This window comes from Clostridioides sp. LIBA-6622, assembly GCF_056716095.1.
Map to the genome: position 1 here is coordinate 1,794,149 of NZ_CP196998.1, position 19,423 is coordinate 1,813,571.

General features: G+C 30.3%; 29 protein-coding genes. All 29 read left to right on the forward strand.

Features of this window, described 5'->3' with window-relative positions; all coding sequences use genetic code 11:
• Position 1: 1 nt before the first annotated feature.
• A complete protein-coding gene (locus ACTG47_RS08565) occupies positions 2–250 on the forward strand; it encodes a hypothetical protein (protein WP_021395626.1) in 249 nt (82 codons plus the stop codon).
• A gap of 70 nt (positions 251–320) precedes the next feature.
• On the forward strand, positions 321–566 hold the full coding sequence (locus ACTG47_RS08570) for a hypothetical protein (protein ID WP_479924910.1): 246 nt from the start codon (positions 321–323) through the stop codon (positions 564–566).
• 1 nt (position 567) lies between these two features.
• Positions 568–978: a hypothetical protein gene (locus ACTG47_RS08575; protein WP_479924909.1), complete on the forward strand. Its 411-nt coding sequence runs from the start codon at positions 568–570 to the stop codon at positions 976–978.
• On the forward strand, positions 979–1,620 hold the full coding sequence (locus tag ACTG47_RS08580) for a hypothetical protein (protein WP_479926833.1): 642 nt from the start codon (positions 979–981) through the stop codon (positions 1,618–1,620). It begins immediately after the preceding gene.
• Between the two features lie 22 nt (positions 1,621–1,642).
• A complete protein-coding gene (locus ACTG47_RS08585) occupies positions 1,643–1,837 on the forward strand; it encodes a hypothetical protein (RefSeq protein WP_479926834.1) in 195 nt (64 codons plus the stop codon).
• 43 nt (positions 1,838–1,880) lie between these two features.
• Positions 1,881–2,447 (forward strand): phage scaffolding protein, encoded by a 567-nt coding sequence (locus ACTG47_RS08590; RefSeq protein ID WP_479926835.1) that lies wholly within the window; start codon positions 1,881–1,883, stop codon positions 2,445–2,447.
• Positions 2,448–2,464: 17 nt separating this feature from the next.
• Positions 2,465–3,367, forward strand: a complete 903-nt coding sequence (locus ACTG47_RS08595; protein ID WP_479926836.1) for a capsid protein — start codon at positions 2,465–2,467, stop codon at positions 3,365–3,367.
• Positions 3,367–3,600 carry a hypothetical protein gene (locus ACTG47_RS08600; protein ID WP_479926837.1) on the forward strand — a complete coding sequence of 78 codons (234 nt, stop codon included), beginning with the start codon at positions 3,367–3,369 and terminating at the stop codon, positions 3,598–3,600. The genes ACTG47_RS08595 and ACTG47_RS08600 overlap by 1 nt, the downstream gene beginning before the upstream one ends.
• A gap of 9 nt (positions 3,601–3,609) precedes the next feature.
• Positions 3,610–4,011 (forward strand): hypothetical protein, encoded by a 402-nt coding sequence (locus tag ACTG47_RS08605; protein WP_479926838.1) that lies wholly within the window; start codon positions 3,610–3,612, stop codon positions 4,009–4,011.
• Entirely contained in the window at positions 4,005–4,352 is a 348-nt protein-coding gene (locus ACTG47_RS08610; protein ID WP_479926839.1) for a hypothetical protein, read from the forward strand. Before ACTG47_RS08605 ends, ACTG47_RS08610 begins: the two co-directional genes overlap by 7 nt.
• Positions 4,352–4,777: an HK97 gp10 family phage protein gene (locus tag ACTG47_RS08615; RefSeq protein WP_479926840.1), complete on the forward strand. Its 426-nt coding sequence runs from the start codon at positions 4,352–4,354 to the stop codon at positions 4,775–4,777. The genes ACTG47_RS08610 and ACTG47_RS08615 overlap by 1 nt, the downstream gene beginning before the upstream one ends.
• Positions 4,770–5,207 (forward strand): phage tail terminator family protein, encoded by a 438-nt coding sequence (locus ACTG47_RS08620; protein WP_479926841.1) that lies wholly within the window; start codon positions 4,770–4,772, stop codon positions 5,205–5,207. Before ACTG47_RS08615 ends, ACTG47_RS08620 begins: the two co-directional genes overlap by 8 nt.
• Positions 5,191–5,376, forward strand: coding sequence for a hypothetical protein (locus ACTG47_RS08625; RefSeq protein ID WP_479926842.1), 186 nt, complete (start codon positions 5,191–5,193; stop codon positions 5,374–5,376). Before ACTG47_RS08620 ends, ACTG47_RS08625 begins: the two co-directional genes overlap by 17 nt.
• A complete protein-coding gene (locus tag ACTG47_RS08630) occupies positions 5,377–6,687 on the forward strand; it encodes a phage tail sheath family protein (protein ID WP_479926843.1) in 1,311 nt (436 codons plus the stop codon). It begins immediately after the preceding gene.
• 18 nt (positions 6,688–6,705) lie between these two features.
• A complete protein-coding gene (locus ACTG47_RS08635) occupies positions 6,706–7,182 on the forward strand; it encodes a phage tail tube protein (protein WP_254487059.1) in 477 nt (158 codons plus the stop codon).
• A gap of 71 nt (positions 7,183–7,253) precedes the next feature.
• Positions 7,254–7,694: a phage tail assembly chaperone gene (locus ACTG47_RS08640; RefSeq protein ID WP_479926844.1), complete on the forward strand. Its 441-nt coding sequence runs from the start codon at positions 7,254–7,256 to the stop codon at positions 7,692–7,694.
• A gap of 354 nt (positions 7,695–8,048) precedes the next feature.
• Positions 8,049–8,303 (forward strand): hypothetical protein, encoded by a 255-nt coding sequence (locus ACTG47_RS08645; RefSeq protein WP_169469035.1) that lies wholly within the window; start codon positions 8,049–8,051, stop codon positions 8,301–8,303.
• Between the two features lie 57 nt (positions 8,304–8,360).
• Positions 8,361–8,684: a DUF6054 family protein gene (locus ACTG47_RS08650; RefSeq protein WP_479926845.1), complete on the forward strand. Its 324-nt coding sequence runs from the start codon at positions 8,361–8,363 to the stop codon at positions 8,682–8,684.
• Positions 8,685–8,868: 184 nt separating this feature from the next.
• On the forward strand, positions 8,869–9,435 hold the full coding sequence (locus ACTG47_RS08655; protein ID WP_479926846.1) for a zinc-ribbon domain-containing protein: 567 nt from the start codon (positions 8,869–8,871) through the stop codon (positions 9,433–9,435).
• Positions 9,436–9,528: 93 nt separating this feature from the next.
• Positions 9,529–11,880 carry a tape measure protein gene (locus tag ACTG47_RS08660; protein ID WP_479926847.1) on the forward strand — a complete coding sequence of 784 codons (2,352 nt, stop codon included), beginning with the start codon at positions 9,529–9,531 and terminating at the stop codon, positions 11,878–11,880.
• Between the two features lie 15 nt (positions 11,881–11,895).
• Positions 11,896–12,585 (forward strand): LysM peptidoglycan-binding domain-containing protein, encoded by a 690-nt coding sequence (locus ACTG47_RS08665; protein ID WP_479926848.1) that lies wholly within the window; start codon positions 11,896–11,898, stop codon positions 12,583–12,585.
• Positions 12,578–14,548 carry a C40 family peptidase gene (locus ACTG47_RS08670; RefSeq protein ID WP_479926849.1) on the forward strand — a complete coding sequence of 657 codons (1,971 nt, stop codon included), beginning with the start codon at positions 12,578–12,580 and terminating at the stop codon, positions 14,546–14,548. Before ACTG47_RS08665 ends, ACTG47_RS08670 begins: the two co-directional genes overlap by 8 nt.
• A 13-nt stretch (positions 14,549–14,561) precedes the next feature.
• Positions 14,562–14,822 (forward strand): DUF2577 domain-containing protein, encoded by a 261-nt coding sequence (locus ACTG47_RS08675; RefSeq protein WP_479926850.1) that lies wholly within the window; start codon positions 14,562–14,564, stop codon positions 14,820–14,822.
• A 4-nt stretch (positions 14,823–14,826) separates the two neighbouring features.
• Positions 14,827–15,246, forward strand: a complete 420-nt coding sequence (locus tag ACTG47_RS08680; protein WP_479926851.1) for a DUF2634 domain-containing protein — start codon at positions 14,827–14,829, stop codon at positions 15,244–15,246.
• Positions 15,246–16,295 carry a baseplate J/gp47 family protein gene (locus ACTG47_RS08685; protein WP_479926852.1) on the forward strand — a complete coding sequence of 350 codons (1,050 nt, stop codon included), beginning with the start codon at positions 15,246–15,248 and terminating at the stop codon, positions 16,293–16,295. The genes ACTG47_RS08680 and ACTG47_RS08685 overlap by 1 nt, the downstream gene beginning before the upstream one ends.
• A complete protein-coding gene (locus tag ACTG47_RS08690; RefSeq protein ID WP_479926853.1) occupies positions 16,288–16,671 on the forward strand; it encodes a putative phage tail protein in 384 nt (127 codons plus the stop codon). Before ACTG47_RS08685 ends, ACTG47_RS08690 begins: the two co-directional genes overlap by 8 nt.
• 51 nt (positions 16,672–16,722) lie before the next feature.
• Complete coding sequence (locus ACTG47_RS08695; RefSeq protein WP_479926854.1) at positions 16,723–16,905, forward strand: hypothetical protein; 183 nt, start codon at positions 16,723–16,725, stop codon at positions 16,903–16,905.
• 11 nt (positions 16,906–16,916) lie between these two features.
• On the forward strand, positions 16,917–17,720 hold the full coding sequence (locus tag ACTG47_RS08700; protein WP_479926855.1) for a phage tail protein: 804 nt from the start codon (positions 16,917–16,919) through the stop codon (positions 17,718–17,720).
• Between the two features lie 15 nt (positions 17,721–17,735).
• Positions 17,736–19,418, forward strand: a complete 1,683-nt coding sequence (locus ACTG47_RS08705; RefSeq protein ID WP_479926856.1) for a glycine rich domain-containing protein — start codon at positions 17,736–17,738, stop codon at positions 19,416–19,418.
• The last annotated feature ends 5 nt before the right edge of the window (positions 19,419–19,423 follow it).

Genomic DNA, 19,423 nt, shown 5'->3' on the forward strand with positions numbered 1-19,423 from the left:
AATGGATAATAAATTTAAAAATTTGCAACATTTAATTAATTCTATTGATTTAGGATTAGATATAGAATTTGACTTATATAGCAAACCATATAATATATCTATCGGAGATGATGATACAAGATTTATTACTCTTTGTCCTGATGGAGATACAAAGTATTATAAAAATGGTAAGGATATGGTTGATAATTACAACATTGATGGCAAATTACTAAAGGATTTATGGAAAGATATACAGATAGTAAATATGTAAAAGCGCTTGCTAAATGATAAATTAGTAGGTGCTTTTATTATGTGAAAATTTATTGAGAGGGTGAATTGAAATGCTTAAATTATATATTTTATCAATAATTGTATTTTGTACTGGGTTTTATTTGTATATGTTAAGGCTTGGAAATATTAAAGAAGTAATCGAAGCTTTAAAAAAATATAGAGCTTGGAAAAACTATAAACTTATTTTTATAGCTTTGTTTCCATTGTTAAACTTTATTCTTGGTTTAATATTTATAGCAGTTTCTTTATTTGCAACAAATAAGGATATAATTAAAAGTTTGGAGGATGATAAATAAAATGGCTAAATTTAAAAGGAAGTCCGAGGAAGTAGAAGCCTTCAAATGGATATTAGGAAGTACAAACACTCCTAGATGGTTTTATCAAGCTTTTGAAAAAGGGACTATATGGCTTGATGAATCTTTAAACTCTATGAATCGCAAAGGTGAAGTAAAGAAAACTATTTGTATAAAGTATAAAAATGGAGTTATTAGAGCAACTAATGGAGATTTTATTATAAAAGATAGTGAAGGTAAAATCTATTCTTGTGCATGTGGGGAATTTGAAAAGTATTATGAGGATTTAGATGATGAAAAAACAAAGATTTCTGATAAAGTTTTTAAATATCCGAGTGAGATGGTATCAAAAGAGGTAAGGTTAATATGTCCAGAAATGAAACTTGAAATTTTAGGATTTAAGGGGGATAAATAAATGGCTAGATTTGTAAAGAAAGCAATTGAAGTGGAAGCTTTTAGATTTGATATAGATGTAGAACCAACAGTATGGATACGAAAAGAGATTGAACGTGGCAATGCTTGGGTTGAACACTCTATTGATAAGGCACATACTAAATTGTTCATAAGAACTCTTGAAGGGCTGATATATCAAGTTAACATAGGGGATTATGTGATACAAGGTGTAAAAGGAGAAATATATCCTTGCAAAGCAGATATATTTGAAATGACATATCAAAAAGTTGAATATACTGCAACTATTGAAAATTTAACAAATTATGCTGAAAATTTAGAACAAAAGCATAGATACATTGATAAAGAAAAGGTTAAGAAAAATAACTTAGAATTTTCAGCTAAGTTGGAACTAGATACAACAGATTTTGAGGAAAATATAAAAAGTGCTACAAAAGAAATTGACATATTTAACGAAGCAGTGAGAAATTTAGAAGAAAATTTAAATAGAATATTTGGAAAAGAAAAAATTAATGAAACAAAAATAAAAATAAAAAGTCCTGTAAAGCAACTTTCTGATGAGGATTTGAAGCATATAAGAGAGCTAGCATCTAAAGATATAAAAACACGTTTTGCTAAAGAAGGGAAAACTAAGATAAATTATTAGATAAAAAAGGTAGGTGATTTTAATGTGTATATTAACTCAAATTATAGTTGTAGTTTGTGTAGTACAAATCGTTATTAATTGTATTGCTAATCTTAATGTAGGTATTCTTTGTAATAAATTAAGAAAAGAGAATAAAACTAATATTGATAAAGTTTCTGATGAAATTTTAAAGAGAGTAAGAGAAGAATTAAATAAATCATTAGATAAAAGTCTTTAAGAGGCTTTTTTATTTTGTAAAAAAATGAAAGGAGATATTAGAAATGGATTGGATAAAAGAATTACTGGAAGGAATAAAAATCGAGGATAACAAAATTGATGTAGCTTCTCTTCAAAAATCTATAGAAAAGAAAATAAAAGAGACTACAGTTACTCAAGAAGATTATGTGAATCTTGAAACACAATTAAATACAGCTAATGAAACTATTAAAAAGTTTGAAGGAGGTATGACAAAAGAAGATGTAGATAACTTAAAAACAACTTATGAAACTGATAAGAAAGTTTTAGAAGAAACTTACAAAAAAGAAATTGAAGAAAAAGACTTTAATTACTGGTTAGGTGATGCTTTTAAGTCTGTTAAATGTAGAGATGAAATAGCATTAAAAGCTCATTTAGACATGGAAGTACTAAGAAATAGTAAAGATAGACAAAAGGCTTTTGAAGAACAGATAAATCCTTTGAAACAAGATAAAGATTATTTGTTTAATGCAACGTTAGAAGGTGAAGAACCTAAAACAGATACTATAACACCAGGAGATGTACAATTAAAATCAGCTGGATTTAAATTTAACTTCAATGGTGTAAAACCACATGAAAATAATAAACAATAACTAGGAGGAATAAGAATATGGCACAACCATTAGAATACGCAAAGGAATACTCACAAGCTCTAGCACAGGCTTATCCATATGTACTACATTTTGGAGAATTATATGCTACAGAAAATAATGGTAGATACAGATGGACTGGTTCTAAAACAATAGAAATACCAACTATAAGCACGACTGGGAGAGTTGATTCAAACAGAGATACAATAGCAGTAGCTCAAAGAAACTATGATAATGCTTGGGAATCTAAAACATTAACTAACCAAAGAAAATGGTCTACATTGGTTCATCCAGCAGATATTGACCAAACTAACTATGTAGCATCAATAGGAAATATAACTCAAGTATACAATGAGGAACAAAAATTCCCTGAGATGGATGCTTACTGTATATCTAAAATATATGCTGATTGGATAGCTCTAGGTAAAACAGCAGAGACAACTGCTCTTACAACAGCAAATATCTTAGAGGTTTTTGATAAATTAATGGAAAAAATGACAGAAGCTAGAGTACCTGCTGTTGGAAGAATATTATATGTTACACCAGGAGTTGACACTTTAATCAAGAACGCAAAAGAGATACAAAGAACTGTAAATATAAAAGATGGAGGGACTTCTCTTAATCGTCAAACAACTGATATTGATTCAGTTAAGATAGTTAAAGTGCCATCTAATCTTATGAAAACAGTATATGACTTTACTACTGGATGGAAAGCAGGTGCAGGAGCTAAGCAAATATTTATGTCTTTAATACATCCAAGTTCAATAATTACACCAGTTTCTTATCAATTTTCTACATTAGATGAGCCAAGGGCAGTGACAGAAGGAAAATACTTGTATTTTGAAGAGAGTTTTGAGGACGTATTTATATTAAATAAAAAAGCTGATGCAATACAATTTGTTGTTGAAGGAGCTGGAGCATAATGGCACAAGTAAGGAAATTAAATAGAATACTAACTATAGAAGAATGTAGAATAGATGATTTTTTGGAGATGGGATATGACTTAATAGATAAAGATGGAAAAGTAGAGAAATATGGTAAGTCTTTAAATGTAAAGGATTTAGTTGCTGAAAATAATATTTTAAGAAACAAAGTAGATGTTTTGGAAGAAGAAAATAAGCAGCTTAAAGAGAAAAATAAGCTTACTAAAAAGTAGGTGAAAGTTATGGGAAATAATATAATTGATGATATAGAAAAAAGACTTCAAGGGTTTGGATATGTTCTAAAGGATGGAGATAAATGGTTAATAGATTTTGTTAAGGAAAAGATAGAAAATACAATTAAACTTGATTGTAACATAAAGACTATACCAATTGAGTTAAAAAATATTGAAATAGATATGATAGTTGGAGAGTTCTTATTTACTAAAAAAAATATGGGTCAATTAGATATAGAAAGTCTTAATTTTGAAGTTGTAGAAAAGTCTATATCAGAAGGTGATACAAAGGTAGATTTTGCTATAGGAAGTGGCTCACAAACACCTGAACAACGCTTTGACACTTTTGTAAACTATCTTTTGACTTATGGTAAAGATAAAATATTAACCTTTAGGTGTTTGAGATGGTAAATAAATCAAGGAAAGCAATAGAACTTTTATATAGAGATAAATGCACTATAGTGGAATATAAACCAATTAAAGACCCTGTAAGTAAAAGAACAAATAACAAAGAAGTGATTGTATTAGAAAATCAACCTTGCAAGCTTTCATATAAGAACATTACTTCTACAGAAGAAGGAAAAGTGGCTAAACTCACACAGACGATTAAACTCTTTATATCTCCAAATATAAATATTAAGGCAGGTTCAAAACTTATTATAAATAATAAAGAATATGTAAGAAGTGGAGAACCTGCTATATATCCAAATCATCAAGAGGTAATACTTGAGTTATTTAAGGATAAAGCATAATGGGTAGAGGTGGAAGTGTTGATTTTAAAGAATTGAAAAAGTTGCAAAGAAATCTACAAAGGTTGGAAGAGAGTCAACTCGATAAGTTTTGCAGAGACTGTGCAAAAGAGTTAGCAGCAAGATTAATTGGTAAAGCTATAAAACGTACGCCAGTTGACACAGGAGTGTTACGACAAGGTTGGAATGGTGTAGATTATGCAAGGTCGCTTCCAGTCATTAAAGCTGGAGATACTTACATTATAGAAATTATTAACCCCATCAAATATGCCAGTTTTATTGAATATGGTCATAGAACTAGAAATCATAAAGGCTGGGTTAAAGGTAGATATATGATGACTATTTCAGTACAAGAATTAAGAGGTCAAGTAGATGTAATAATAGAAAAGAAATTAATAAATTTATTAAAGAAGGTATTTGATGCTTAATAATATAATTGATGGAATATCAGTAAAATTAGATAAATCGTTTGGAGAAAGTTATACAATTTATAGTGAAGATGTAGAACAAGGGATAAATGAACCTTGTTTTTTTATTTGCCCTTTAAATCCAAGTAAAGTAACATATCCAAGTGGCAGGACATTAAAAAAGAACTCATTTGATGTACATTATTTTCCAAAAAGTAATGATAAATCATTTGAGATAAACGAGATAGCTGAAATGTTGTTGGAGGAATTAGAGTATATAGAAATTGATGGAGATTTAGTTAGAGGTACGAATATGAACTTTGAAATTATAGATAATGTACTACATTTCTTTGTTGATTATAACTATTTCACTATAAAAAGTAATGATACAGAAAAAATGAATGGAGTTGAATTGTTTGGCGGTCTAAAGAGAGGTGATAATTTTGAGTAAAACATTAAGTAAAGAAGATAATTATAAGTTTACTAAGGAGCAAATAGTTAATTCTAAAAAGTATGTAAATAGAAAAGACTTATTGAATGCAATTTTAAAAGAAGATGAATTATATTCTTTCTTAGAAGTAGAGGATAGAATAAATAATTTTATGAAAGGAGTGAGTTAGATGGCTTTAGGTGGAGGAATATTTATAACACAGAATAAGGTACTACCTGGTGCCTATATAAACTTTGTAAGTGCTGCAAGGGCAACAAGTACATTATCTGATAGAGGTATTGTCGCAATGCCACTTGAATTTGATTGGGGTATTGATGAAGAAGTATTTCAAGTGACTAGTGATGATTTTGAAAAGTATTCAACAAAGTTCTTTGGATATGATTACACTCATGAGAAACTGAAAGGACTAAGAGACTTATTTAAAAATATACGATTAGGATACTTTTATAAACTAAACAAAGGAGTTAAAGCTAGTTGCACTATTGCTATAGCTAAATATAGCGGAATAAGAGGTAATGACTTAAAAGTAATAGTTACAACAAATATAGATGATAACACTAAATTTGATGTTGTAACTTTATTAGATAATAAGAAAGTAGATACACAAATAGCTAAAGTTATTACAGATTTAATTGACAATGACTATGTTAGTTGGAAAAAGGATGCAACACTAGAAGCAAGTGCAGGACTTGTATTTACTGGTGGTACTAATGGAGAAGCAGTTACAGGGACAGAATACCAAGCTTTCTTGGATAAAATAGAAAGCTACTCATTTAATGCACTAGGATGTTTGGCTACAACAGCAGAGATTAAAAGTTTGTTTGTAGAGTTTACAAAAAGAATGAGAGATAAGGTAGGAGCTAAGTTTCAAACTGTATTGTATAAGAAAAGTGATGCAGATTATGAAGGTGTAGTATCTGTAGAAAATAAAATTAAAGATACTGGATTACTAGAATCTAACTTAATTTATTGGGCTACTGGAGCTATAGCTGGATGTGACATAAATAAATCTAATACTAACAAAAAGTATGCTGGTGAGTTTGATGTTGATGTTAATTATACTCAAATACAGTTAGAGGAAGCTTTAAAAACTGGTAAGTTTATATTTCATAAAGTTGGAGATGAAGTCCATGTATTAGAGGATATAAACACTTTTGTTAGTTTTACAGATGATAAGAATGATGATTTTTCAAGTAATCAAAGCGTTAGAGTGCTTGACCAAATTGCTAATGATATTGCAACTTTATTTAACGATAAATATCTTGGTAAAGTGCCTAACGATAAGGCTGGTCGTATATCGTTTTGGAATGATGTTGTTAAGCATCATAAAGAATTAGAGAATATAAGGGCAATAGAAGATTTTAAAACTGATGATGTTAGTGTAGAACTTGGAAATGATAAGAAAACAGTTATAGTAAGTGATGCAGTTAAGGTTATTAATGCTATGAGTAAGCTTTATATGACTGTTTCAGTAAGCTAAAAAGGAGAGTGATTATAGATGTCTAAAAATGTTACTATGAATGTTAGAGACGCAATAAGTGCATCTGAAGCAGAGTGTTTTGTAACAATAGAAGGTAAAAGATATAATTTTATGAGTGCTATTAATTTAGAAGCTAAAATGGAAAAAACTAAAAGTGAAATCCCCATATTGGGTAGAACTACAAAAGGAAATAAAACAACAGGTAGTAAAATTACAGGGAGTGCAACATTTCATTTTAATACTTCTATTTTTAGAGAATTGCTTTATAGATACAAAGAGACTGGTGAGGATATTTATTTTGATATACAGGTAACCACTGAAGACCCAACAAGTTCAGTTGGGAGACAGACAGTAATACTCAAAGACTGTAATATGGATAGTGGAATAATTACTAAATTTGATGCTGATGGTGAGTATTTGGATGAAGATATGGACTTTACGTGTGAGGATTGGGAATTAGTTGAAAAGTTCAATTTAATATCAGGTACAATATAAAATACACATTTATAATTTATAGATGTGCATTTTTTATGTAGAAAATTAAAATAAAAGGAGATTAGAATAATATGAGTAATTTAAGTGCTTTTTTAAGTCAAAATGCAATAAAGGTTGATAATGTAAAATATATAGCAAGTGATAGATTTTTAGATGAAGAAGGAAAGCCAGTAGAGTGGGAACTTAAAGTTTTATCTTCTGAGGAAGACAAAGTATTAAGAAGAAATTGCACTAAAAGAGTGAAGGTAATTGGGAATAATGGGAAACACACAGGTCAATACACTAGTGAAATTGACTACAACAGTTATGTAGCTGAATTATGTGTGGCATCTACTGTATTTCCCGATTTGAAAGACGTTGAGTTACAAAATAGTTATGGAGTAATGGGAGAAGCTCAGTTATTAAAAACAATGCTTACAGCAGGAGAATATGTAAATTACACTGTAAAAGTGAATGAGGTTAATGGATTTGATACAACTTTTGAAGATAAAGTAGAAGAAGCAAAAAACTAATCAGAGGTGGCGATTTTGATGCTAGCATAACTCATTATTGTATTCAAAAATTAAAGTGGAAACCTAGCGAATACTTGAATTTAGAAGTTAATGAGAGAGCATTAGCAGCCGCCTCAATACTTGTTAAAATAGAGGATGAAGAAGAAGCAATGAAAGAAGCTGAAAGAGAGAAAAAGAGAGGTAGAAGAAGGTAGAACTTAAAGCTAAAAATTAAATTGGTATAGTCGCATTACTAATATATGAAAATGTTACAATTTTGGAAATAGATGGATATGTATGTTGTATAGTATAATGTAGATAATATATCACCAAGTAAAAAACAACAAATAAATCTAAATTATGAGGGGTGTATTTATGGAAAATAAAGATATTAAACTTACAATATGTATATTTGCTTTTGTAATTGGAATAATAGTGTTATTTTGTTGTATAGGTCTAGGTCAATTTAATATGGATTGTATTATAAAACAAAATGGTGGGTCAATGGCTACCGAACAATATAATATATATTTAGAACAATCTATTTCACAATATAGAAATTTTGGTTCTATATTGGCTTTACTAGGAGGAATAGGAATACTGTTTGATAAAAGTGTTAGAAAATACTAAAGAAGTACATTTTTATTAAGATAAAAATTAATCTTTATTTAGGATGTGATAAATGATATGGCAAGAGAAGTATTTACTGTAAAAATGACACCATTAGAAGCTCACAATATTATAAAAGAAAATTTTGATGCAGATTTAGTTTCTGTCGATATTTATAATTTGAAAAATGATAAGTCTATAATAGTTACAATCTTTGAAAAATACTATGCAAGAAGCAATAGTGACGCAGGTTTGGTAGTGATTTGTGAAAATATTACAGGAAAAACACTTGTTAAAATGACCTCAACTGGTAGTGCTATTGGGTTATTTCAGATTGATTGGGGAACAGGTGATAATTTGATTAAAAGAATACAAAAAATACTTATTGATTATATTATTTAACTGTTTTATGTAGATACTTTTAGGTTGGTATGGAATTCGTACTAACATATTAATTAATCATTAAAACTAAATAAACACAGAAAGCACTTATTTTTGAAGTAGGTGCTTTTTATTGAAAAAAATGTAAAAATTTTACTTATATAGTATAATAATCTTATAAAATTATACTGGGGGATATTGTACGATGAATGATACATTAGAATATATATATTGTAGTGAATGTGGCACTAAATGTCTGAAAGAAAGTAAATTTTGCAGTGAATGTGGAACAAAAATATTTGATATAAAAATTTTAGATGAAAACATTACTGAAAAAGAATATGATTTAAAAGGTATTGACTTACAACATATAATGCAAGAAACAAGTTTTATAAAAGCTTCTTCTATTAGAAGGCTGAAGGAACTAACTGGAATAGATTTAGAGGACTGTAGAAAAATATTAGAAGAGCCATATCAAGAATATTATGCTGAAAATGCTGAGATTCTTGAAGAAAAAAGAAAAAAAGAAGATGATATGTCTAAAATTAGAAGAGCTAAAGAAGAAAAAGTAGAAAAGGAAAAGGTAGCTTGTTGTCCTAAATGTGGCTCTACATCTCTATCAGCTGATAAAAAAGGGTTTGGAATAGGAAAAGCAGTAGTAGGAGCAAGCCTAGCTGGTGGTATAGGTTTAGTTGCAGGAAACATAGGGGCAAAGAAAGTTAGAGTTACTTGTTTAAATTGTGGCAAGCAATTTTGGGCAGGCAAAAAATAGATATATTAATTTTATAATAAAGAAGAGGAAGCACTTACTAATTTAGTTAGTGCTTTTATTATGTTTAAAATAATAATAAAGGAGAGTGAAGAAATGGCTACAATACAAACATCCATTAGAATTTTTGATGGAATGACGCCTGCATTTCGTAATATGACTAATGCTATTAATACTACGATTAACAGTTTTGATAGACTACAACAAAGGTTACACAATCCACTTAACACAGGTGGGATACAGACTTCTCAACAAAGTTTAAACAATATTGAAAATATCTTAACTAGGATAGAACAAAATATAGGAAAAGCTGGTGAGCAACAAAGAAAGTTTAATGAAGATGTTGACAAGGGAGTAGGTTCTACAGATAGGTTACTTGGAAATGTCAAAAGATTAGCTACAACTTATTTAGGGTTAAAAACTTTAGGAGGGTTAGGTAGTTTAAGCGACCAAATGACCAGTACAAATGCGAGGTTGGCGATGATAAATGATGGTCAACTCTCAGATGGAGGATTAAATAAAATGATATTCCAATCAGCTGAAAGGTCTCGTGCATCTTATTTAGATACGGCACAAATAGTAAGCAGAATCGGAATGAACGCAGGAAGTGCATTTTCTAGTACTAGAGAGATAGTAAGTTTTGCTGAGCAACTCAACAAAAAGTTCATAATTGCAGGGGCTAGTACTCAAGAAATGAGTTCAGCACTTTTACAATTGACTCAAGGTTTGGGCTCTGGTGTCTTGAGAGGAGAAGAATTAAATGCTGTTTTCGAGTCAGCACCTAATATTATAAAAAGTATCGCAGATTACTTGGATGTCGACATAGGAAAGATTCGAGGAATGGCAAGCGAGGGAATGTTGACAGCAGATATTGTAAAAAATTCTCTGCTTGCAGCATCAGCAGAAACAAATGCACAATTTGAAAAAATGCCACTTACAATAGGTCAGATATTTACTAGTATAAAAAACAACGCAATAATGATTTTCGGAGCTATACAGAAGAAAATTGAGGACACAGTTTCTAGTAGGGGATTCCGAACATTTATAACTAATGTTACGGATTCTTTATATATACTTGGGAATGTTGGCTATAAAGTGTTCAATGGAATAATTGATTTATTGAGTAGTCCAGTATTTCGAGGATTCTCAAATATGATGATTGTCGGAATCAGTTTAATTGCGCAAGGATTTGGATGGTTATTAACGATTGTAGGAAGTGTTATTAATTTTATTGCACAAGGTTGGAGTATAATACAACCTATTTTGATAACAAGCATCATTTTGTGGGGCTTATATAAAACATCTGTTTTGGCAGGTGTTGCAATTACTGCTATTCAAGTTGGTTGGACAGCTCTGCAAGCATTTTGGACTAATTTATTAAATGGTTCATTATTAACAAATATAATGATGAATATAGCAGCAAAAATATCTACAGATGCTTTAAGTGGTTCTATGTTACTTCTAATTACTACTATGGTTATGGTTGTATCAGCTGTAGCCTTAGTAATAGCAGCGATATTCGTGGGAGTAGCAATATTTAATCACTTCGCCAAAACTAGTATTTCTGCAACTGGAGTAATTGTGGGAGCTTTCTATTTTCTAGGAGCATGTATATATGATGTCTTTGCAGGTGCGTGGAACATAGTAATGGCATTTGCAGAGTTCTTTGTTAATTCATTTAATATTGTTATTTATAATGTACAGTTATTATTTTATAAATTCCAAAATTTTGTGATAAATGCAATGGGAGATGTAGGTGGAAGCTTTGACAACTGCGCTACAGCTTTAGCCAACGCTTTTGTAAGTGCAGCAAACATAGCAATAAAAGGGATTAATGGAGTTATAAAAGCGCTAAACCTAATCCCAGGTGTAAATATAAAGACAATAGGAAGTCTAGACAAAATAGATTCTTTTGTAAAACAATATAAAGATTATCAAAAGACATTGAAAGAGCCTGTTAAACCAGCAGATTGGAAAGCTCCATATGCAGAAATCAAAAATCCATTTGACTCTTACAAAAAAGGGTATGAAGTAGGTCAAAATTTAGAAAATAAATTGAAAGACGCTTTTGACATCAATAAAATAGCAGAAGATGCAAAGAAAAAATTAGGATTAGACGACCTTTGGGACAAAAAATATGGATTAGGAGACGGAATTGGTTCAGCAGGATTAAACTCACCTTTAAATGACGCAGCAAAAAACGTAAAAGATACTGCAGGAAATACTGCCAAAATGGCAAAGACAATGGATAAAAGTCAAGAGGACTTAAAATATCTTAGAGACATCGCAGAACAGGAGGTAATCAATAGATTCACAGGAGTAAACATTAAAATAGACATGAACAACACAAATAACATAAGTAAAGATACTGACTTAGATGGAATAGTAAATGTACTAACTGAAAAATTAAATGACGCTATGGTTGTATCTGCTGAGGGAATAGTTTAGGAAGGAGGTGTTTAAATGGCTTATGATTTTTATTTGGATGGATTACAATTACCAATTACACCTGGAAAATTAGAAGTAAAGATAATAAACAAAAATAAGACAGTTGATTTAATAAATGATGGAGAAGTAAACATATTAAAGACTCCTGGTCTATCTGAAATAAGTTTTGAAGCAGAATTTACACATAATAAACTACCGTTTTACAGAGGGACTTTTAGGGATGTACAATTCTTTTTAAGTAAACTAGAGCTACTAAAAACAGATTGTAAGCCATTTCAATTTATTGTGTCTCGACAACTTGGGAATAAAGTACTATTTAATACTAATATGAAAGTATCCCTTGAGGAATATACAATCTTAGAAGACGCCGACAATGGCTCAGATACGAAAGTTTCTATTAAATTAAAACAATATAGAGATTACTCAACTAAAAAATTAGTTCCTGCTGCACCTAAAAGTGATACTGGTAGACCTAATGTAAAGATAGAGCCTAAACGAGTTGATTCTGTTAATGCCCCAAGTGGTAAAACATACACAGTCAAATCGGGTGATTCTCTTTGGTCAATCTGTCAAAAGCAGTTAGGAAATGGGTCACTATATAAAAAAGTATATGAGTTAAATAAATCTATGATGGATAAAGCTAACAAGGGTAAAAAAGCACCTAAATATACCATCTATAAAGGGCAGGTGTTGAGGCTTGTCTAATGAATTAGTATTAGCAAATGATAGAGATATAAGGTTAGTTATTGCACACTGGGAAGACTTCTATGAACCTGTAGTTTTAGATGGAATAACATGGGAGATAGAAAGAAGAGGAACACCTTCAAAGTTAGAATTTACAATAGTTATGGATGATATACTACAGTTTTGCGAAGGTAACTCTGTAAGACTGTATTACAAGGGTATTGGAATCTTTTATGGATATATATTTCAGAAGAAAAGAGACAAAGAAAATCATATTAAAATTGTTGCATATGACCAGTTGAGATATTTTAAGAATAAAGATACTTATGTATATAGTAATAAAACAGCAAGTGAACTTGTAAAGATGTTAGCTAAAGATTTTAAATTAAAATACAATGTCATAGAAGATACAAAATATAAAATATCTAGAATAGAAGAAAACAAAACTTTATTTGATATGATATTGACTGCACTAGATGACACTTTAAGAGAAAAAAAAGAAATGTTTACCTTGTATGATGACTTTGGAAGAATAACATTAAAAAATATTGCATCAATGAAACTTGATACTGTTATGAATAATGATGTAATCGAGGATTTTGACTATAATTCATCAATAGATAGTGATACTTATACAAAAATTAAACTTGTGAGAGATAATGAAGATACAGGAAAAAGAGATGTTTATATTGCACAAGATTCTACGCATATGAGAAGTTGGGGAATACTTCAAATGTTTGATACAGTAGACAAGAACATGAGTGAAGCAGAGATAAAACAAAAATGTGATATACTTTTAAAACTATATAATAAGAAAACTAAGTCACTAAGTTTAAAAAATGTTTTAGGAGATATTAGAGTAAGAGCAGGTTGTTTAGTACCTGTTTTTTTAGATTTAGGAGATATAGAGTTACAAAATTATATGTTAGTTGAGAAAGTAAAACATACATTTGAAAATAATTCACATTTCATGGATTTGACTCTTGTTGATGGAGATGAATTTGCTTCTTATTCTTCAAGCTCATATAGTAGTGGAAATACTAATAATAAAGATGAAAAGAAAAATGGTCCTGCACAAAGTACTACAAGTAAAGAAGATTCTGAGATGGCTAATAAAATCAATAAACTACTTAAAGGTAAATTATCAAATACAGGAAATATATTTGTTAAATATTCAAATGCTTATAAAGTTAATGCTGCTTTAATGGCGGCTATATCAATGCACGAATCAGCTAGAGGAACTTCAAATATTGCAAATACTAAAAATAATTTCTTTGGAATGAGAATAGATGGAAAGTATTTAAGTTTTTCAAGTACTGATGAAGGAATAAAAAGAGGTATAAGTAATTTATCAAGAAACTATATCTATCAAGGTAGAAAAACATTAGAAAGTATCAGAAATAAGTATTCTTCAAGTTCAGATAAAGAATGGGTAAAATGTGTAGGTGCATTTTATAAGCAGATAACAGGGAGTAATTACGATAATTCAAGTGGTACAGGAATTGGAAGCAACGAAGAAGCAGAAAAGAATTTAAAAGATACAACTTATCAAGTTCAAAATAATAGCACTGCTAATACATCAACAAACAATAATAGTAAAGTAAGTAAAGTTATTCAAGAAGCAAAAAATCAGCTTGGTAAGCCATATGCTTGGGGTGGTAATGGTCCTAAAAGTTTTGATTGTAGCGGACTTATGATTTGGGCATTTAAGAGAGGTGCAGGAATAAATCTACCTAGAGTTTCAGCAGACCAATCAAAAGATAGTAGAGGAAAACTATTATGCAACATAAATGATGTAAAAGCTGGGGATTTAGTATTCTTTGCACACAATCAAGGAAAAGGAAAGGTACATCATGTTGGACTATGTATAGGAAATGAGCAGTTCATACATTCACCAAAGACTGGTGATGTAGTCAAAATAAGTAGTTTAAGTGGTAGACAAAATAAGAATCATGATTTTGCAAGAGCTAGAAGATTCTTTTAAGTGAGGTGATAATATGAGTCAAGAATTATTGCAAATAATTAAAAAGGCAGCAATGGATGCAGTAGAGACAAGTAATCCAATGACTCTTGCATTTGGAACTATAGAAAGTGTTAATCCTCTAAAAGTTAAGATAGAACAAAAAGTATCCTTTGAAGAATTTTTTTTAATACAGACAGATACATTTAAAAGATATACAGATAAAAAAGTAGGAGACAAATTAGTTTTAATTCGTATGCAAGGAGGGCAACAATACTTGATTTTAGATAGGATGTGATGAAGTGATACCAACAGATAGCGTAGATTATGATATAGAAGATGTATCAATTATAAACTTTGATGTAAGGCAAGAACCAAGTAAAACATTTAAACTGAATATGGAGAGAAATAAAGTAGATGGTATTTGTGATGATGTAGAAGCATTAAAACAGACCATCTTTTTAATTTTAAATACTGAAAGATATGAGCACCTTATTTATTCTTGGAATTATGGGGTCGAGTTGAACGACCTTATCGGAGAACCTGTCTCATATGTAATACCCGAACTTGAAAGACGAATCAAAGAATCACTAATTCAAGATGATAGGATTGAAAATGTAGATAATTTTCAGTTTGAAAATCAAAAAGGAAAAGTACATTGTAAGTTTATAGTTCATACAAAGTATGGGAATTTAAATGCAGAGAAGGTGGTGAGTATTTAGTGTTTGAATTAATGACATTTGAAAATATAATTAAAAGAATGTTAGATAGTGTACCTGACACGTTTGACAAACGAGAGGGTTCTATAATATATAATGCCTTGGCACCAGTCGCTATAGAACTTACAGAGACCTACATTGCCATGGATGAAATGTTAGACCAAACATTTGTTGATACTGCTAGTTACTATTATTTAGAGAAAAGATGTAAAGAAAGAGGAATTACACCACTTGAAGCCACTAATACAATTGCAAAAGGAGTCTTTAATATAGATATTCCTCTTGATTCAAGATTCAATCTAGGAGAATACAATTATATTGCAACTGAAAGGATTAGCGAAGGTATATATAAGATGAAATGCGAAACTGCTGGACCTGTATTTGAACTTGGTCAGTTGATTACAATTGAATATATAGATGGTCTTGAAACTGCTGAGTTAACAGAAATACTAATTAATGGAGAAGATGAAGAATCTGAGGACAGTTTAAGACAAAGATACTATGATAGTTTAAATTCTCAGTCATTTGGTGGAAATATACAAAATTATAAGGATGAAGTTAATAAATTGCCTGACGTTGGGGGAGTTAAAGTATATCCAGTTTGGGACGGTGGAGGAACTGTTAAGTTAGTAATAATTAATTCTAATTTTAAAGTACCATCTGCTGATTTAGTTAATTTAGTCCAAGAAGAAATTGACCCAATTGAGCACCAAGGAAAAGGATTAGGTTTAGCACCGATAGGTCATAGAGTTACTGTCTCAGCAGTTGTGAGCACAACTATAAATGTAAGTACTACAATAACATACAAGAGTGGATACGCTTGGGAGAATATAAAGACTGTAACAGAAGAAGCAATTGACGACTACTTAAATGAACTTAACATGAGCTGGGAAGATGAAGAAAACTTAATAGTTCGTATATCTCAAATTGAAACTAGATTGCTAAGTATTGATGGAGTATTAGACATTGCAAACACAATGATAAATGATGCAAAATCTAATCTAACAATAGATAGTAATAGCATAGTAACGAGAGGTGAGGTAGTTGGATAAAGAGATAAATCTAATAAGTTACTTGCCGCAGATTTTACAGGATAAAGAAGAATATATAAAAGCGTTTAATGCAGATAACAAAGAAATAAAGATACTACATGATAAATTAGATGATGTCTTAAATGACCAGTTTTTAGAGGATTTAACGCTTTTTGGCATAAAAAGATGGGAAAAAATAATGTCTATAATTCCCAAAAGTAATGAAACTTTAGAAGATAGAAGGTTTAGGATTTTTAGTAAATATATAAGTAAATTACCCTATTCAGAGAGATTTTTAAGAAACTGGTTAAATTCAATTGTTGGAGAAGGTAATTATGAATTAACTATAAATAATGCTACTTATAACATTCATTTAGAGAGTGACGCAAGGAATTAAGACTGGTTTGAGGAAGTTCATTCTTTTGTAAGCAGCATCAAACCTTGCAACATGAGTTTTGACTACACTAGAATACTTATAAGTAAAGATAATTATATGAATTTTGGAATAACCACCTTAATGGGTCAAGAAATAACTATATATCCTTGGAGTCCACCAAACATAGAAACGTATGGAGAAATTGATATATTAACAGGAAATGGAGTTGGATACCAAGAGATAACAATATTTTAGGAGGTGATAAGATGGCTATAGATAAAAGTTATTACACTATAATTACAAATGTAGGAAAGGCAAAGATAGCAAATGCAAGTGTTACAGGTAACAAAGTAGGGTTTGTAAAAATTCAACTTGGAGATGGTGGAGGAAGTGAGTATACTCCTACTGAAAGTCAGACAGAACTTAAAAATGTGGTATGGGAAGGCAACATCGGAAATACAACCACAGATGAAACTGCGCCAAACTGCATAATATTAGAGAGTTTAATACCATCAAGTGTAGGTGGGTTTATGATAAGAGAAATAGGATATTTAGATGATGAAAATAATCTAATTGCAATCTCTAAATATAAAGAATGTTATAAACCTTCTATAGAGCAAGGGGCAGTAGTTGACATGAAGGTTAAGACTGTGCTCATTGTATCTAATGTAAATAATATAGAACTTAAAATTGACCCTACAATAATTTTTGCTACGCTCAAAGATATACAAGAATTAGATACTAAAATAGACACTATTAATGCTAAAATAGATACAACTAAAACAGAGTTAACAAGCAACATAGAAACTGCTAAGACAGAGTTAAATGGAAAAATAGGAGATACAACACTACTTACTACAACAGATAAAACAAATATAGTTAGTGCATTAAATGAGGTAAAAACTAGTGTAGATAGCATAGAAACAACAGCAGAAAAAACAAGTTATAATAATGCAACAAGTAATCTTACTGCTACAAATGTTCAAGGGGCAATAGATGAAGTCGTTGCAAAGATAGAAAAATTTAACGATGAAAACATAAAGATACAAAATAGTATGTTGCCTATTTAGAAAGGAGAGTGAAAAATGGCTACAGAATGGATTTTTAATTATACTGGTACAGAGCAATCATTCACATTATCTCCTGGTAAATATGTAATGGAGTGTTGGGGGGCTTGTGGTGGTAATTTTCCAGATTTTAAATCTTGTGCAAAAGGTGGTTATTCTGCTGGTATTCTTACATTAAAAGAAAGTACTAAATTTTATATTTATGTTGGTCAAGGTGGTTATGCTAAAGGTGCTAATGGTATTGAAACTCGCAGAAGCGGTTTTAATGGTGCAGGTGGCATTAATTGTTATACTAGTAAATCTGATGGTTGTTACAGTCTTGCAGGTGGTGGTTCAACAGATATAAGACTTGTTGGTGGTGCTTGGGATAATCCACAAGGTTTATTATCACGTATAATGGTTGCAGGTGGTGCAGGTGGTGCTTATGGAACTGGTTATTCTTCACTTGGTCATGGTGGTGGCTTAGATGGTAAAAATGGTATTACTAATTCAAATAAATGTTTTTCAGGTGGTGGAAGTCAATTTCAAGGTGGTTCAACTTTTAATAGTCTCTATAATGGTTCTTTTGGTGTAAGTGGTGTTGGTGATGGAATTAATGGTGTTGGTGGTGGTGGTGGTTGGTATTGTGGTGCAGGTAGTCATTATGTTGAGTTCGGTGGTGGTAGTAGTTATATCCTTACTAAAGATAGTTATAAACCGCCTGGGTATATTCCAACATCTAAATATTATTTTAATACTGTTACTTGTATAGCTGGTAAAAATGAATCTACACAAGATGGTTTTGTTAAATTTACATTACTACAAGCATTGCCATTTTTGACCGTATCATCTTACAATTCTACGCAAGCAACATTTAAAGCAGAACACACGATTCCGTCAATATTAACTAAAATTGAATGGTTTTTAGATGATGTGTTAAAAGAAACTATCACAACAGATTTAACAATGGAGAAAACAATTAACTATACATTAAAAGATAATGCACTACACACAATTAAAATAGTTGTTACAGACAGTAATAATGTTACAGCAAAACAAATTTTTACAGTTAGTAAAGGAATTGCACCACTTCCAACTGGTTCATCTAGCGAAGAAGTTACGAATAAATGGAAAGAGATTGGTACTGCTTTTAAAAATGGTAAGACTAGTATTGTAAATACTTTAGCACTTAAAAACGTTTCTGCTAGTTTAGATAATACATTAGTTGATTTTTCTGAGAAGATAAAAACATTTTTTGATAGCTCAGATGCTAATGTTGAACAACTTCAAAATCAAATTACTAATTTGAATAATCAGTTAAGTCAACGCAAAAAGTGGGCTAAAGGCACTTATACTTTTACAAATACTAATGTTAATAGTTTTTATTCGTATTATTCTTCTAGTAATATTCCTAAAACTCTTAGTATTCCTATGAATTTAAATTTTGTACCCAACCTTATTATTATTGATAGGTTTAGTATGTATGAAACTAATGGTTCATATGAACAAATTTTTTATGCTATTAATAACTTGAATATTCTATCTAGCATTGGTTATGTTCAAACTGGAAATGATTTTTTTCTATCTGCTTTTATGTGTATTAAAGATATTAGTAGTAAAAGTTTTACTTTAAGTACTTATCGTAAAAATAGTTATGAAGGTGGTCAAAGAGAATATCGTTGTAAAGCTGGAGAAAGTTTTACTTGGTATGCTTATGAATAGAAAAA

Bases quoted from the DNA above. Each gene is read 5' to 3' on its own strand.
- ACTG47_RS08565 (WP_021395626.1), top strand. From the start codon at position 2: ATGGATAATAAATTTAAAAATTTGCAACATTTAATTAATTCTATTGAT.
- ACTG47_RS08570 (WP_479924910.1), top strand. From the start codon at position 321: ATGCTTAAATTATATATTTTATCAATAATTGTATTTTGTACTGGGTTT.
- ACTG47_RS08575 (WP_479924909.1), top strand. From the start codon at position 568: ATGGCTAAATTTAAAAGGAAGTCCGAGGAAGTAGAAGCCTTCAAATGG.
- ACTG47_RS08580 (WP_479926833.1), top strand. From the start codon at position 979: ATGGCTAGATTTGTAAAGAAAGCAATTGAAGTGGAAGCTTTTAGATTT.
- ACTG47_RS08585 (WP_479926834.1), top strand. From the start codon at position 1,643: ATGTGTATATTAACTCAAATTATAGTTGTAGTTTGTGTAGTACAAATC.
- ACTG47_RS08590 (WP_479926835.1), top strand. From the start codon at position 1,881: ATGGATTGGATAAAAGAATTACTGGAAGGAATAAAAATCGAGGATAAC.
- ACTG47_RS08595 (WP_479926836.1), top strand. From the start codon at position 2,465: ATGGCACAACCATTAGAATACGCAAAGGAATACTCACAAGCTCTAGCA.
- ACTG47_RS08600 (WP_479926837.1), top strand. From the start codon at position 3,367: ATGGCACAAGTAAGGAAATTAAATAGAATACTAACTATAGAAGAATGT.
- ACTG47_RS08605 (WP_479926838.1), top strand. From the start codon at position 3,610: ATGGGAAATAATATAATTGATGATATAGAAAAAAGACTTCAAGGGTTT.
- ACTG47_RS08610 (WP_479926839.1), top strand. From the start codon at position 4,005: ATGGTAAATAAATCAAGGAAAGCAATAGAACTTTTATATAGAGATAAA.
- ACTG47_RS08615 (WP_479926840.1), top strand. From the start codon at position 4,352: ATGGGTAGAGGTGGAAGTGTTGATTTTAAAGAATTGAAAAAGTTGCAA.
- ACTG47_RS08620 (WP_479926841.1), top strand. From the start codon at position 4,770: ATGCTTAATAATATAATTGATGGAATATCAGTAAAATTAGATAAATCG.
- ACTG47_RS08630 (WP_479926843.1), top strand. From the start codon at position 5,377: ATGGCTTTAGGTGGAGGAATATTTATAACACAGAATAAGGTACTACCT.
- ACTG47_RS08635 (WP_254487059.1), top strand. From the start codon at position 6,706: ATGTCTAAAAATGTTACTATGAATGTTAGAGACGCAATAAGTGCATCT.
- ACTG47_RS08640 (WP_479926844.1), top strand. From the start codon at position 7,254: ATGAGTAATTTAAGTGCTTTTTTAAGTCAAAATGCAATAAAGGTTGAT.
- ACTG47_RS08645 (WP_169469035.1), top strand. From the start codon at position 8,049: ATGGAAAATAAAGATATTAAACTTACAATATGTATATTTGCTTTTGTA.
- ACTG47_RS08650 (WP_479926845.1), top strand. From the start codon at position 8,361: ATGGCAAGAGAAGTATTTACTGTAAAAATGACACCATTAGAAGCTCAC.
- ACTG47_RS08655 (WP_479926846.1), top strand. From the start codon at position 8,869: ATGAATGATACATTAGAATATATATATTGTAGTGAATGTGGCACTAAA.
- ACTG47_RS08660 (WP_479926847.1), top strand. From the start codon at position 9,529: ATGGCTACAATACAAACATCCATTAGAATTTTTGATGGAATGACGCCT.
- ACTG47_RS08665 (WP_479926848.1), top strand. From the start codon at position 11,896: ATGGCTTATGATTTTTATTTGGATGGATTACAATTACCAATTACACCT.
- ACTG47_RS08675 (WP_479926850.1), top strand. From the start codon at position 14,562: ATGAGTCAAGAATTATTGCAAATAATTAAAAAGGCAGCAATGGATGCA.
- ACTG47_RS08695 (WP_479926854.1), top strand. From the start codon at position 16,723: ATGAGTTTTGACTACACTAGAATACTTATAAGTAAAGATAATTATATG.
- ACTG47_RS08700 (WP_479926855.1), top strand. From the start codon at position 16,917: ATGGCTATAGATAAAAGTTATTACACTATAATTACAAATGTAGGAAAG.
- ACTG47_RS08705 (WP_479926856.1), top strand. From the start codon at position 17,736: ATGGCTACAGAATGGATTTTTAATTATACTGGTACAGAGCAATCATTC.